Genomic DNA, 13,253 nt, shown 5'->3' with positions numbered 1-13,253 from the left:
AAAGGTTGCCTGAAAATTGGATTGGGCTTCGGAAGTAAGGGAAAGGCAACATAGCGTGAGGGGAATACGTGAGTTTTTTACAGCGCTTTCAATTCAATGCGCCCAAAAGTCTGTTGGGCGGTCGCTACCAAATCATTCAAGAGTTAGGAGCGGGTGGATTTGGGCAAACCTTTCTCGCCACAGACCTACACCTACCCGGACAACCTCACTGCGTCGTTAAGCAACTCAAGCCCCAATCCACCCATCCTTCAAGCTTGCAGGTTGCAGCTCGCCTGTTTGATACAGAAGCCCAAGTTCTTTATCAATTAGGACATCACGATCAAATTCCGCGCCTGCTGGCTCACTTTCAGGAGGGGTCAGAATTTTATTTAGTTCAGGAGTGGATCGATGGCACTCCCCTAAGCGAAGAACTGATTGCTGGACAGCGTTGGACAGAAGCGCAAGTCATCTTCATGCTTCAAAGCCTGCTCGATGTGCTGGCTTTTGTGCATCAGCAGAACGTCATCCATCGCGACATCAAACCCTCGAATCTGATGCGGCGGCGATCGGATCACAAAATTGTGCTGATCGATTTCGGAGCCGTGAAGCAAGTGAGTACGGCATTGAGCCATCCTCATGCCGCTCCGACTCAAACGATCGGGATTGGCACTCCCGGCTATATGCCCATCGAACAAATTGCAGGCACTCCCCGCTTCAGTAGTGATATCTATGCGATTGGCGTAGTCGCGATCGAGGCACTGACCGGAATTTGTCCGCGTCGAATGAATCAAGACCCGAATACAGGCAAGCTGCAATGGCGCGACGATGTGCCGCATCTCGATTCTGCGATCGCAACCGTTCTAGAGCAAATGATTTGTCCTGATTTTCGCGATCGATATGCCACTGCGGTAGAAGCCTTGACTGCAATTCAAGCCATTTCCGCAGGCATTACCCCGCCGCCTGTTCTGTTCCCCCTTTCACCGCCGCCTGCCCAGTCTCCACCGACTGAAGTAACGATCGCTGTTAATCCTGTCCCAAATTCAGCCCCGCTTGCTCGGCGTAAATTGCCTTTCTTCGCACCGTCTCAATCGACCGCCTTAGCTCCAGACCCTGCAAGAAATACGTCTTTGCCACAGATCAACACGCTCAAGCAACTTGTCCCGATTCGATGGCGTGAATCCCTTGCCAGAGTCCCCCATCATCGCGTTCTACCGCCTGCGATCGGGCTAACGGTGCTTGCTTTTGTCGGCTGGACTGCGACCCGCCCACCCCAAACTCAGCCGATCACTCAGTCAAACGCTCCGGCTGTTTCCCCTTCCCCGAATCCCGCCGAGCAAGTAGCGCAACTGCTCACCCAAGCCGAACAGCAACAAACCGCGAAGCAATATCAGAGCGCGTTGGATACTTATGAAAAGGTGATCGCGCTCGACTCCAAATCCGCAAAAGCGCACTGGGGACGGTGCTACAACCTGAACTATTTGCAGCGAAGTCAAGACGCGATCGTGGCGTGTGATGCTGCTTTAGCACTCCGTTCAGATTATCCAGAAGCACTTTGGAGCAAGGGTTATGCCCTAGATCAGCAGCAACGATATGAGCAAGCTTTACCCCTTTATGAACGTGCGATCGCTCTCAAACCCGATTTTGCTGAAGCTTGGAGTAATAAAGCAACGCTGCTCTTACGGCTCAATCGATTAGAGGAGTCGATCGCTGCATTTGACAAAGCGATCGCCCTCAAACCAGAGCTAGCCGAAGCTTGGAATAATCGGGGTGCAGCGCTGTGGAGTTTGGGGCGCATGGATGAGGCGGTTTCGTCGATCAATAAAGCAATCCAACTCCGTCCCGATTATGCAGATGCGTTGAGTTTGCGGCAGCAGATTGATCGAAAGCTGGGTCGAAGTAGCGCTCAAGCGCGGCAAAAACAATCGCCACAAAAGAGAAGCAAGGCGAACCGAACGGTTTCTAACGATGATGAGGGGGATGACGATTAGCCCGTTCATTCCCCAACAAATTAAGAAAATGCAATATTATTGAGGGGTGAAGTATATCAATCTTTGCAATGTCCTTTCAGCGTTGAGTGATGCCACGTTCTGCACCACAGGCACTTCTATTGGTGGACGGCTATAACATAGTCGGAGCTTGGCATGAGTTGAAAGTGATTCGCGATCGAGACGGTTTAGAAGAATCGCGACGCAAATTAGTCGAAACGCTGATTGGGTATAGCTCCTATCAAAATTTTGAAACCCATGTCGTGTTTGACGCGCAGTATCGGGATTGTCCGACGAATCGTGAGGAAATTACAAAGTATTTATTTGTCTGCTACACCGATTTTGGACAGACGGCAGATACGTATATTGAGAAAACTTGTGCAGATTTTCGGCACGACATTCGCAAGTTTAAGCAGCGGTTGATTGTGGCGACGAGCGATCGCGCTCAACAATTAACCGTGGTGGGATACGGGGCAGAGTGGATGTCTGCGGAAAAATTGGCGAACGAAGTTGAGTTTGCGGCGCGGCGAGTTCAGAGCAAATTGAAACCGAAGAAGAAATCAGCGGGACGATTGTTGATGCACTCGATCGATCCCGATGCTCAGAAGCGCTTAGAAGATTTGCGATTTGGGAAAGACAAGCGCGATTGAATTTCTGTCCCCATTGCTCGGTAAGATTTTCGATACGAGTTGGGCAACAGGAATGAAGCGCAGATTTGTATTGGGAGCCGCGATCGCATCAAGTACTTTAACGGCTTGTACGATTCGCAAACGAGGTGTGGCAACGGCGGGAACCGCTTTACCGTCGGTCAGATGGCGCATGGCAACCAGTTGGCCCAAATCCTTGGAGACAATTTTTGGCGGAGCGGAAACGGTTTGTCGGCGGATTTCAGAGATGACCGATGGACGATTTGTGATTCAGCCGTTTGCAGCCGGGGAAATTGTGCCGGGATTGCAGGTTTTAGATGCGGTGCAGAATGGAACGGTCGAGTGTGGGCATACCGCGAGTTACTATTACACCGGGAAAAATCCGGCGTTGGCGTTTGGCTGTGCGGTTCCGTTTGGGCTGAATGCTCAACAGCAAAATGCTTGGCTGTATCACGGGGGCGGACTCGACACGATGCACAAGCTGTATTCGGATTTCAACATTATTAACTTTCCATCGGGTAATACTGGGGTACAGATGGGCGGCTGGTTTAAGCGGCGGGTGAATACGATCGCAGATCTCAAAGGCTTAAAGATGCGAATTCCCGGTCTCGGTGGTGAAGTAATGTCGCGATTGGGCGTGAATGTGCAGGTGCTTCCGGGCGGCGAGATTTATTTAGCGTTGGATCGAGGCGCGATCGATGCGGCGGAATGGGTGGGACCGTATGACGATGAAAAGCTCGGTTTGCATAAAGCCGCGAAGTTTTACTATTACCCTGGCTGGTGGGAACCGGGTCCGACCTTGGAAACGCAGATTAATTTAACAGCTTGGCGGAAGTTGCCGAAAGAGTATCAAGAAGTTCTTAAAACGGCGGCGTTTGAGGCGAATGTGAATATGTTGGCGCAGTATGATGCGCTGAATCGAGAGGCGATCGCTCGACTAATCGCAGGCGGAACGCAGTTAACTCCTTACAGCAAAGAGATTTTACAGGCGGCACAGAAGGCTTCGTTTGAACTGTACGAGGCGAATGCGGCGAAGAGTAATACGTTTAAGCAGGTGTATGGACAGTGGAAGCAGTTTCGCGATCAGGTTTATCAGTGGAACAAGATTAATGAGTTGAGCTTTTCGGATTTCTCGTTGGGGTCGGAGAGTTGAGATTAACTCTTCGTATTGTTTAATAACTTACTGCAATCACATATGGACGAGCAAAACCAGCATGACTAGATTGATTGAAGAATTCTCCATGCGTTGGAATTAAGGTCATCATTAGTAAAATCACAAAAATAACTAAGAAGAGGAAGAATAAGGTCTTCGTCGCTCGATCTGTAGAATCCCACTATTGCTCTTTCTCGGCTTACATTATAAGTCTGAAAGCACAAAGCTTTGATCCAAGCAAACTCCCTCAAGATGCCCTCAGTCTTGAGCTGCCCTTCAATATTACTAGCCCCTTCAAACCTAATGGGCGTAAATACTCGTTCACCTAAGCTTCCAAAAGCTGTGTGCCACAGTAACCCACTTACTACTGATTTGAGAATTGGTTCATGAAAAAATGCAATGGAATTCAGCTTATGTCCAAAGGGAGTGTCAATTAAGCATAAATCGATTAAGAGTATAGTCTCTCCAAGCTCAAACTGTTGTTTCTTGAGATTCTGTTTGATCTTCTGAACTATTGTGTCAATGAAGTATGTTCCGTAACAAAGCAAATAGTCCGGTTTCTGGCTTTGGAGTGGGTCAAAACCAACTTCTGCGATTGCTACTCTTTTGCCAGACTTGCTCTGCTGCTCAAGAGAAACTCTAGCATCTAAGCCCTTATCTAAAGCGTCAATATAGTTCAAATCTCCTTGAGCAAATCCTAAAGTTTTCATCTCTAGAAAAAAGCTTTTCCCTTCCAGAAGAATCTTAAAATCGGGAGTTTTTTGATGATTGCTTTCACAGACTCTTTCTATTGAAATTGATTTGTTTTGAAAAAGTAAGTAGAGAGCAGCTTCATTATGTTCGTCTAAAGCTGCTTTGAGCTTGCAGTCATATCCCACGTCATATCGTTTCAGATAATTAAGAATATTTCTCTTCTTCTCCGTAAGAAAGCTATCAGTTGCTGAACAATCAATTTCTTGACAAGTATCAAGTGAAATAGCATCTAGGACTGGAGTTATGATAGAGAACCTTGAATTCTCTTGCTTTAAAGCAAGAATTTTTGAATGAAGCATATTCTAAGTTAATCTCAACTGTTGAATTCTTATTAGAAGAGCATACTTCTAGGCAGAGGCTTGCATCGACTCATAAGGTTGAATTAGAATCTCAGCCGGAATTCCTAACTCTTGATTCAGCTTCCGAATCATCTCCAGCGTTAAAGAACGTTTGCGTGACAAAATCTCGGAGACTCTTGCACGACTTCCCAAACATGGCTCTAGGTCGCGTCGCGACCATCCACGAGAATCCATATAGTATTGAATTGCTTCGATTGGATCAGGAAGCTCGATCGGAAAGTGAGTCTTCTCATAGGCATCGACTAGGGTGCTGAGAATCTCTAATCGATCGCATTCAGGAGTATTTGGAGCCACATCAAAGAGTGATTCAATTTCTTGCAGAGCTTCTTGATAGTCAGCTTCAGTTTTAATCGGTCGGATTTCCATAGATTAGCCTCGGTTTAGATTGTTTCTGCGTCTACTTTGTCGTATTCGGCATGAGTTCCGATGAATCGAATAAAAATGATGCCAATGTCATATCGAATCGCAACAATTAGTCGATAAGTATTGCCTTTGATATTGAAAACGACTCGATTATCCGCAATGATGCTGGCATTACCGTGAGCAGCTTTGACATCAACAGGGCTTTGCCAATCGGCGTGAGATGCCTCGTAATACCAAGTTTTGAGCGGCTCTTCTGCATCTGAGTGAGATTCCCAAAAATTTCGTAGAGTGCTGCGAGATAAAATACGCATAGCGTCCAGTGTAACTTGTTCCCATATCGGGAACAAGTCAGGGCATTTGAGAAGCTACTGGTCTAAAACTTGCCACATGGATAGCGATCGCTATTCTACTAATCGGCTGGTTTCTCAACTTATTCGTAAATCTTGCCAATATAAAGAAACTCAGCAAACGATCGACAAGTTGCTTCTTTCAAAATGTCATCGCGCTCTGCATGAGCCTCAACACAAGCCAACGCCGCCTCGAAATAAGACTCGATCGAACAATTCTGCCAGCCAAACGCCCCATATCCTCTTTGGAATTCTGAGGCTTGCTGTTCTCTCAAAACGGAAGCTTCTCGATCGCGAATTAATGCCCGAACAAACTCGATAAACGTTTCTCGATCTTCAACCGCTTCAAGATAATCAATCAGTGTCTTCTCCATGTTGTCTATCGGTATGAACTACGTAGAGTCCAAAATAGAGAGTCTACTTCAGCCGCCTGTACTGCCTGGTAGATGTAAGCGATAGTAGTAATTAATCATCGAAATGACGATCGCAGAAATCACATACAAGAAAACCGCGATCGCTAATCTTCTTCCAATCCATTTTCGAGACGCGATCGCTCCCAAATAGATAAAATACGTTCCTAAACCAACACTGATTCCAATGAATAGATAGGCAAGATTTCTCTGTGCATATCCTAATTCACTAATAAATCCATCTGGGAATCCAAGCTGATAAACATAGATTAGGTAAATTAGAGCAGAGGTAACAAACGCAATCCCTCCGCTCAGATAAGCAACAATGCGACTTGCTTGATTACTCATTGCGGTGTTGTCGATCGCCTTTCTTGTCTTCCCGCGCTTTATGCTCTTTCAACAACTGACTTACCTTCGTTTGAATCGCTTTATGCTGTTCAATCCCTTCAAACGCATAGCGATTGTATCCGGTTGTTGTGATCAGCTCTTGTAGATAGTTCACTCGATCGTTGGGTAGCGGATGTGAAGCGAGCCAAGCTGGAGGACGATTTCGCTGTTCTTTTTCTTCTTGCTTTTGCAATGTAACCATCAGATTGTACAAACCATCTGAAGCATAGTTCGTCGATGCAAGTAGTCGAGTTCCGAGAACATCCGATTGACGTTCCATCTCGCGGCTATAGCTCAGAGTTGAAATGTCTGTGAGCAGTCCACCCACGTAAGGAATAAACTGGGTTAGATTTGCGGTTAAGGTTCCTTCGGTGATCAATTGGAAACTGTGAGATAGAACGGCGTGAGAGATTTCGTGTCCAAGAAGTCCAGCCAGTTCTGCTTCAGAATTGGCTTTCTCGATCGCGCCCGCATTAATAAAGACTTTCCCACCCGGAAGCGCAAACGCATTCAACTTATCATCGAGAATCACGTGGAATTCGTACTTAAATTCCTGTCGTCCTGCCGCAGTTGCAAGCTTTTGTCCTAAGCCGTTCACATAGTCATTGACTTCCTTATCTTCAACGAGATCAAGCTGTCGTTGGGCTTGGCGCATCACTCGATCGCCCACTGCTGATTCTCCGCGTAGTAGCAATGCTGTGTTTTGAACTGCGGTGAGTGGACCAAATAAACTTCCAGTGAGCGCATACCCGATCGCACCTGTAAGAATGCCACCAATTAGATTTCCGCGCAATCGACCGCGTAACTGTCTTTGATAACGGTCTTGATAGTTCTCGGCAAGTTTCGTAAACTCAGCCGATTGAGGATGATCGGGATTGAGTAAGGCGAATTGTCGAGATGCGATCGAAGCTTCGATCCATTTCTCATTCTTCGCATAAGCCGCCACTTTCGCTTTAATCAAATCGGGCTGATTCGCAAACTGAGTGGCAGCTTTTTCTAAAACCGCTAAGGCTTGCTCATTCTTGCCATATTTCTCAAGCGCTTCCGCATAGCGCAACTGTCCCGGAATGAACTGCGGATAGTTCTTCACGAGCAATTCTAAAGGCACAAAAATTCGACTTTCTAAATTCTGAGCTAACCCCGCTTCCGATTCACGCCAATACACTTGACCCGCAGGTGAGAGCTTTTCGGGATCATTGATGACTTCTAGAACCGTTGCTTCAGTCGCGCCTGTAAATGCAGGTTTCGCTTCACGATAAAGCTTCTCAGCTTCCGTTTTGTTGCCTGCCTTGAATAATCGATCGGCTTCAATCAGTTTCTTTTCACGCTCTGATAGTTCAGGCGGTTTAGCAACCTCTGTCGGTTTTGCTTCAACAGGAGGCGAAGTTGCAGAAACAGAAATCGCGAATACGATCGGACGAACGAGAAGCAAAAGGGCACAACAAAGGACGACGAACCTTGGCAGAGACCAGCGAAACCGTTTCCGAGCATCCTGTTTCTTCATTCAGAAACTCCCGATTTTTAAGAATGACAGTTAACCCCTTGAATGCCCAGGAATAGAACTTGCCGGGATACAAACTAAGTCATCTACGCGAACTTGCTTAAAGGCTTTTGAAGAGTGATTGAAAAGTAATCATTTGTTGCATTCACCCGCCCGGAAATGGATCTCCGGGCTAATCGGGGGAAGCCCACTAAACTGGGCTAAGAACTCCGTATTGCTCTCTGAGTCCGCTTCAGCGGAGTTTCCTCCATTAGCCCGGAGATTCATTTCCGGGCGGACTCGCAACGAAGCAAAGCAGCTTTTATACTTTTCAAACACTCTTTCAATGCACGTAGTCACACTTCGCCTGCACCGTCACAAATTCTATTTGCCACGGCACGAAGACAAGAGATCGTATTCTTAAAATCTCATAAAACTAGCGATCGAGAACCGCTGCAATTTGCCGCTTTGCAGAATCTTTGGCTAACTGTTTCGCAAGCTTCTTCGGAAGTTTTTTCTTCAGCTTATGAACAACTTTTTTCGCGATTTTCTTTGCCAATTTTTTCTTGTGACTACTCATTGTTTTCTCCTATGCAAATGCAGATGAACCAAAATCAGGCGGAATATCTTGCCATCGTCCTTGACCGACTGCCCGAACTGCTTCTGTGAGTGAAACATCTCCGGTATACAGTGCCTTTCCAACGATCGCTCCCGTCACTCCTTGCGACTCTAATGCTAACAAGCTTAATAAATCTGTAAGCGAACTCACACCACCCGAAGCAATCACGGGAATTGCCGCGATCGAAGCTAAATTCCTCAATGCTTCCAGATTCGGACCCTGCATCGTGCCATCTCGATGAATATCCGTGTAAATGATCGCCGCTGCTCCGAGTTGCGCCATCCGTTCTGCCAAATCAGTCGCCATCACTTCCGAAGTCTCAAGCCAACCTTTCGTCGCAACTTTTCCATTTCGCGCATCAATTCCGACAATAATCTGCCCTGGAAATTCCCCGCATAATTGTGCCACTAATTCAGGCTTTTCGACTGCAACCGTTCCGAGAATTGCCCACCTCACACCTGTCGAAAGTAACGCCGCCACTGAATCCCGATCGCGCAATCCTCCCCCAACCTCGATCGGAATCTCCAGCGCTTCCACAATCGATCGAATCGCATCCAAATTCACCGGATGTCCCACTTTTGCGCCATCTAAATCCACCAAATGCAAGCGAGTTGCACCTTGAGCTTCCCACTGTTTTGCGACGGCAACGGGATCATCATTAAACACTTGCGATTGATTGTAGTCACCTTGATACAGCCGAACGCATTTACCATCAAGCAGATCGATCGCGGGTATCACTTCCATCAGTTTGTCTCATTTACAAAGCAAACAAATCGTAGTCACAGATCTGTCTTCAGATCAACAGACATCGATCGAGAAAATCAGTTATTCTTCAAACTAAAATTATTGTTGAGGCTAAACTGTGTTTCCGGTCAGCGACGACAATCCAACTCGCATTACTCCCTATGTCACATACGGAATTATCGCGGCAAATGTCTTAGTTTTTGTTTATCAACTTTCGCTTACCCCTAGTGAGCTAGAAAACTTTTTCTACACTTGGGCTGTAGTGCCGCGCGAACTCACCGCAAGCTTCTTAGGCGAATCTCTGCGCTATCATCCCTTTCCAGAATGGATCACCCTAATTTCTTCTCAGTTTCTACACGGTGGATTCGCTCATATTGGGGGAAATATGTTGTTCCTCTGGATCTTCGGTAACAACGTTGAAGATCGCTTAGGACATATCCGATTTTTCATTTTCTACATTGCTTGTGGAATGTTAGCTGCCTTGACCCAATGGTTCTTCTCGGCTGACTCGAATATTCCATCACTTGGAGCCAGTGGCGCGATCGCAGGAGTAATGGGCGCGTATATTCTGAAATTTCCTGGAGCCGCAGTTACGACAATCATTCCGCCCTTTATCTTTTTTCCCTTCCGGATTCCAGCTTGGGCATATCTTGGAATTTGGTTTATTCAGCAAGCATTCTACGGAGTTGCCAGCTTAAACGTTCCTGCCAATATCGGAATGGAACGCGGCGGAGTCGCATACTGGGCACATGCAGGCGGATTCGTTTTTGGCGCGATTCTGGGACCGTTACTCGGACTGCTCTCAAATCGGGATCAGCGATATTCACCATAAAAAGATCTGGGATCAGCTTGCATCTAGTTCCATCGCGGGCGGATAATCGTGTTAACGACTACTTTTCACGAGCTTGTCCGTATTGATGAGCGATCGAGCATAACGATTCAGCAAAACCCAGGAGTATTGGTCAATGGGCGGTGTCTTTAATTTAATTAAAAAACTCTTTAGCGGTATTCTCTCCTTCATTGGAGGAATTCTCGGTGGTAATAAGTCCGGTTACTACATGGAAGCTGAACCTTTGCCCGCAAAATCTGCCGCGAAAGTCGAAGAATCTAAAACGGAAGATGCCAAATCAGCGGTTGCGACTGTCAAAGCAACTGTAAATTCTGCTGCTGATTCTGTTACTGAAGGGGTCAAAGAAGTCGCTGAAACAACCGAAGCAACTGCGAAGACTGCGGCGAAATCGGTGAAAGCGAAAGCGACAAAAGTTGAATCTGTTACGGCTGAGAAGGCTGAAACAAATGGTTCACCGAACGGAGCAAAACCGCCAGTTCCAGCAGACACGCTGAATCTTCCTCAACCAACGACGAGCTTTGCAACTGAGTATCTAGTTCCGAAACCCACAAATACTCGCCGTCGCCCTGGTGCAAATATGAATTCGTATCTTGAAATGGCGAAAACCGTCAAGACTCCGAATAACTAAGATTCACTGGACAGCATTAGCAAAAAAAAACCGCTCGATCGAGTAATGACGATCGAGCGGTTTCTTTTTGTAAATCTCAATTAATAAGCGCCGCGACGCTCATCTGTTTTTTGCAGATACCAAAGGGCATGAATAACACCCGGAACCCAACCAATTAGCGTTAACAAAATGCTCACGAATAATGCAGAGCTAACTCCGGAAGCCATAAACACTGCTACGGGCGGAAGTACGATCGCAAATACTAAACGTAAAAAGTTCATAGGATTTCTCTATCAGTTGTTTTAACGGTTCACCATTATTCTCTTGTAATTCATCGCGATCGCCGTCTTTCCAAAGGTAGGATCTGAAAATCGCTCAAACGTTGAACTATGTCCGAAGTTGCAATCGATCCCGCTTGGTTAGCTGCACATTTAAATGATTCCGATATTGCGATCGCAGATTGTCGTTTTGCCCTAATGCAACCCGAACTCGGACGACAACAATATGAAGCGGGACATCTTCCAGGCGCTTACTATTTCGATCTCAATCAAGATCTTTCCAGTCCGGTTCAAAAACATGGCGGACGGCATCCATTACCCGATCCCGATCGACTTTCTACCAAACTTTCCGCAATGGGGATCACTTCTTCAACTTTAGTGATCGCTTACGATGATTCGCGGTTTGGATTTGCTGCGCGGTTTTGGTGGCTTCTTCGATACTTGGGACACGATCGCGTCAAAGTTCTGGATGGTGGCTTTACGAATTGGAAGAACTCGGACTATCCGATCACGACGATCGAGCCTCCATCCAAATCTGGAAATTTCACTCCTCAAATTCGCACCGATTGGATTGTCGATATCGAAGCAGTGAAAGCCAATAAAGATTTATCCAACGTTGCCTTAATTGATTCGCGAGAAGCAGAACGATATCGCGGAGAACGAGAGCCAATTGATCCGATCGCAGGTCACATTCCAGGCGCAGTGAATTATCCTTGGCAAGCTGCGACTGACGATCGTGGTTTTCTCAAATCCCAAGACTGGTCAAATCTCAAATCAAAAGATGAGATCCTCGTCTACTGTGGCTCTGGAGTAACGGCTTGCGTCAATTTATTGTCACTAGCCGATTCGGGGATCGATCACGCCAAACTCTATCCGGGAAGCTGGAGTGATTGGTGTTCGTACCTGATTTAGAACAGTGGCACACTAAAGACTAATCCCGCACCAAAAATAAAACTGTTGAAATCGATTCGTCGATCGCTGGAATTCCCAAAGCTATAGCCCGCAAAAATATTCGCTTGAGTTCGCGGCGTGAGATTATAACTGACCCGCCCGATCAATTGATGATAGAGATCATCCCGTTCTTGCTGCGTGAAATGCGACCAAGAAAACTGATAATCGATCGCGGTTTGAAATCTTTGTGAGATGTTGTAAGCCAGTGTTGCAATGAAGGTATTCAAGATCCGACTGCGATCGTTCGGATTAGCAATACTCCATCGAAATTGATAATACGTATTCAATGAAAGGTTGGGCGACAACTTATCTTGGCGACTCAACTCAAACCGGATCGAATTATCGCCAAAGAATTCTCGACCTCCAAAAATTTGCGTCAATCCGCGATTGGACGTAAACAGTTTCTGATTACTCCAACCGAGTTCTGCCGACAAGCGAGGTGTAATTCGATGAAACACGCCCGCCCGAAACCGCAACTCGTCATAATTCAACGATCGAATATCGCCATTAATATCCCGATACCGCCCAAGCTGGGTATATCGAATCAGATTCGTGTCGATCGACGTAATCAAAAATGTTCGAGATCCGATCGGTGGCGCATAGAAGAATGTCAATCCCGTTCTAAACAAACCATCATCGACGGGATCAACATCAGAAAAGACATTCGACGATTTAAAGTAATCTGTTCGCGCCAATAAATAAGCGGTTGGTTGACGAGGACGTTGCGGCAGCACGAGCGGCGGTTGTGGAGTTGTCCGCTCTTGAATCCTCAGCGTTCCTAATTCGGGATCAGCGGCTCCAACAGGCGGATCAGTCTCAATCGGTTGAAGACTCAAAATCCCCAATTCAGAATCCGGGATCGGACTCAGGCGCAAATCTCCAAGCTCAGAATCCCGTCTTGATTCTGGTGTCGGCTCTGTTTGCTGTGTGATCTGAATGCTGCCTGGACGATAGGCACAATCCGTAGAAATCGATCGCCAACATCGACTAGGCGGTAAAACTGGAGACTCAACGGAACTCGGTAGCTGCTTTTGAGTGGTACTTAACGAATCGAGTGCTTCTGATAAGAAAGCGGATGGACTTGGAATGGACTCGATCGCAAAATTTCCTTCATCGACTGCCAAATCTTTTGCCTGACGAGAGAAATTCTCCAAATTTGATTCCGGGATCAGGAACTTCCTGTCTGATTTTTCAGTCTGCGATCGCGGTTCTATCGATCGAACTTCAGACTCCGATTTTCCTGAAAATGAAGTTTCGGCATGTATAGGAATACACAGAGCCTTGCTTGTAAAACTCAGGATAAACCAGCAGCCAACCTGACCTAAAAATTTGTAATGTAAT

General features: G+C 46.6%; 16 protein-coding genes. 6 read left to right on the top strand and 10 right to left on the bottom strand.

The window, feature by feature from the left end:
- Positions 1-68: 68 nt before the first annotated feature.
- From ACQ4M5_RS24785 to ACQ4M5_RS24775, 3 genes are all read left to right on the top strand, one after another.
- The gene (locus tag ACQ4M5_RS24785) at positions 69-1,967 is read left to right on the top strand and encodes a protein kinase domain-containing protein (RefSeq protein WP_430678376.1); all 1,899 of its coding nucleotides are present in this window, start codon (positions 69-71) and stop codon (positions 1,965-1,967) included.
- Between the two features lie 89 nt (positions 1,968-2,056).
- Positions 2,057-2,614 (top strand): NYN domain-containing protein, encoded by a 558-nt coding sequence (locus tag ACQ4M5_RS24780; RefSeq protein ID WP_430678375.1) that lies wholly within the window; start codon positions 2,057-2,059, stop codon positions 2,612-2,614.
- Positions 2,592-3,764: a TRAP transporter substrate-binding protein gene (locus ACQ4M5_RS24775; protein WP_430678374.1), complete on the top strand. Its 1,173-nt coding sequence runs from the start codon at positions 2,592-2,594 to the stop codon at positions 3,762-3,764. Before ACQ4M5_RS24780 ends, ACQ4M5_RS24775 begins: the two co-directional genes overlap by 23 nt.
- Positions 3,765-3,829: 65 nt before the next feature.
- Here ACQ4M5_RS24775 and ACQ4M5_RS24770 read toward each other — a convergent pair whose 3' ends face one another.
- The 8 genes from ACQ4M5_RS24770 to hisA all read right to left on the bottom strand — a co-directional run bounded on the left by ACQ4M5_RS24770 (position 3,830) and on the right by hisA (position 9,226).
- The gene (locus ACQ4M5_RS24770; RefSeq protein ID WP_430678373.1) at positions 3,830-4,816 is read right to left on the bottom strand and encodes a hypothetical protein; all 987 of its coding nucleotides are present in this window, start codon (positions 4,814-4,816) and stop codon (positions 3,830-3,832) included.
- 48 nt (positions 4,817-4,864) lie between these two features.
- Positions 4,865-5,242 carry a helix-turn-helix domain-containing protein gene (locus tag ACQ4M5_RS24765; protein WP_430678372.1) on the bottom strand — a complete coding sequence of 126 codons (378 nt, stop codon included), beginning with the start codon at positions 5,240-5,242 and terminating at the stop codon, positions 4,865-4,867.
- Positions 5,243-5,256: 14 nt separating this feature from the next.
- On the bottom strand, positions 5,257-5,550 hold the full coding sequence (locus ACQ4M5_RS24760) for a type II toxin-antitoxin system HigB family toxin (protein WP_430678371.1): 294 nt from the start codon (positions 5,548-5,550) through the stop codon (positions 5,257-5,259).
- 119 nt (positions 5,551-5,669) lie between these two features.
- The gene (locus tag ACQ4M5_RS24755) at positions 5,670-5,960 is read right to left on the bottom strand and encodes a hypothetical protein (protein ID WP_430678370.1); all 291 of its coding nucleotides are present in this window, start codon (positions 5,958-5,960) and stop codon (positions 5,670-5,672) included.
- Between the two features lie 48 nt (positions 5,961-6,008).
- Positions 6,009-6,344: a hypothetical protein gene (locus ACQ4M5_RS24750; RefSeq protein WP_430678369.1), complete on the bottom strand. Its 336-nt coding sequence runs from the start codon at positions 6,342-6,344 to the stop codon at positions 6,009-6,011.
- Positions 6,337-7,887 (bottom strand): M48 family metalloprotease, encoded by a 1,551-nt coding sequence (locus tag ACQ4M5_RS24745; protein WP_430678368.1) that lies wholly within the window; start codon positions 7,885-7,887, stop codon positions 6,337-6,339. Before ACQ4M5_RS24745 ends, ACQ4M5_RS24750 begins: the two co-directional genes overlap by 8 nt.
- Before the next feature lie 412 nt (positions 7,888-8,299).
- Complete coding sequence (locus tag ACQ4M5_RS24740) at positions 8,300-8,443, bottom strand: hypothetical protein (RefSeq protein ID WP_430678367.1); 144 nt, start codon at positions 8,441-8,443, stop codon at positions 8,300-8,302.
- 9 nt (positions 8,444-8,452) lie between these two features.
- Positions 8,453-9,226: a 1-(5-phosphoribosyl)-5-[(5-phosphoribosylamino)methylideneamino]imidazole-4-carboxamide isomerase gene (gene hisA, locus ACQ4M5_RS24735; protein WP_430678366.1), complete on the bottom strand. Its 774-nt coding sequence runs from the start codon at positions 9,224-9,226 to the stop codon at positions 8,453-8,455.
- A gap of 118 nt (positions 9,227-9,344) precedes the next feature.
- On the opposite strand from hisA, the gene ACQ4M5_RS24730 reads away from it, so the two are divergent.
- Together ACQ4M5_RS24730 and ACQ4M5_RS24725 are read left to right on the top strand one after the other, a co-directional pair.
- The gene (locus tag ACQ4M5_RS24730; RefSeq protein WP_430678365.1) at positions 9,345-10,058 is read left to right on the top strand and encodes a rhomboid family intramembrane serine protease; all 714 of its coding nucleotides are present in this window, start codon (positions 9,345-9,347) and stop codon (positions 10,056-10,058) included.
- Between the two features lie 133 nt (positions 10,059-10,191).
- A complete protein-coding gene (locus tag ACQ4M5_RS24725) occupies positions 10,192-10,704 on the top strand; it encodes a hypothetical protein (RefSeq protein ID WP_430678364.1) in 513 nt (170 codons plus the stop codon).
- Between the two features lie 80 nt (positions 10,705-10,784).
- On the opposite strand, the gene ACQ4M5_RS24720 is transcribed toward ACQ4M5_RS24725, so the two are convergent.
- Positions 10,785-10,964, bottom strand: coding sequence for a YqaE/Pmp3 family membrane protein (locus ACQ4M5_RS24720; RefSeq protein WP_430678363.1), 180 nt, complete (start codon positions 10,962-10,964; stop codon positions 10,785-10,787).
- A gap of 108 nt (positions 10,965-11,072) precedes the next feature.
- On the opposite strand from ACQ4M5_RS24720, the gene ACQ4M5_RS24715 reads away from it, so the two are divergent.
- The gene (locus tag ACQ4M5_RS24715) at positions 11,073-11,873 is read left to right on the top strand and encodes a sulfurtransferase (RefSeq protein WP_430678362.1); all 801 of its coding nucleotides are present in this window, start codon (positions 11,073-11,075) and stop codon (positions 11,871-11,873) included.
- Here ACQ4M5_RS24715 and ACQ4M5_RS24710 read toward each other — a convergent pair.
- Positions 11,870-13,066, bottom strand: a complete 1,197-nt coding sequence (locus ACQ4M5_RS24710) for a hypothetical protein (RefSeq protein ID WP_430678361.1) — start codon at positions 13,064-13,066, stop codon at positions 11,870-11,872. The genes ACQ4M5_RS24715 and ACQ4M5_RS24710 overlap by 4 nt on opposite strands.
- Between the last annotated feature and the right edge of the window lie 187 nt (positions 13,067-13,253).

Source organism: Leptolyngbya sp. AN10 (genome assembly GCF_050565645.1).
Classification (GTDB): Bacteria; Cyanobacteriota; Cyanobacteriia; order Leptolyngbyales; family Leptolyngbyaceae; genus Leptolyngbya.
Note: the sequence above shows the minus strand (reverse complement) of the source record. Positions and strands in the feature narration are given on the sequence as shown.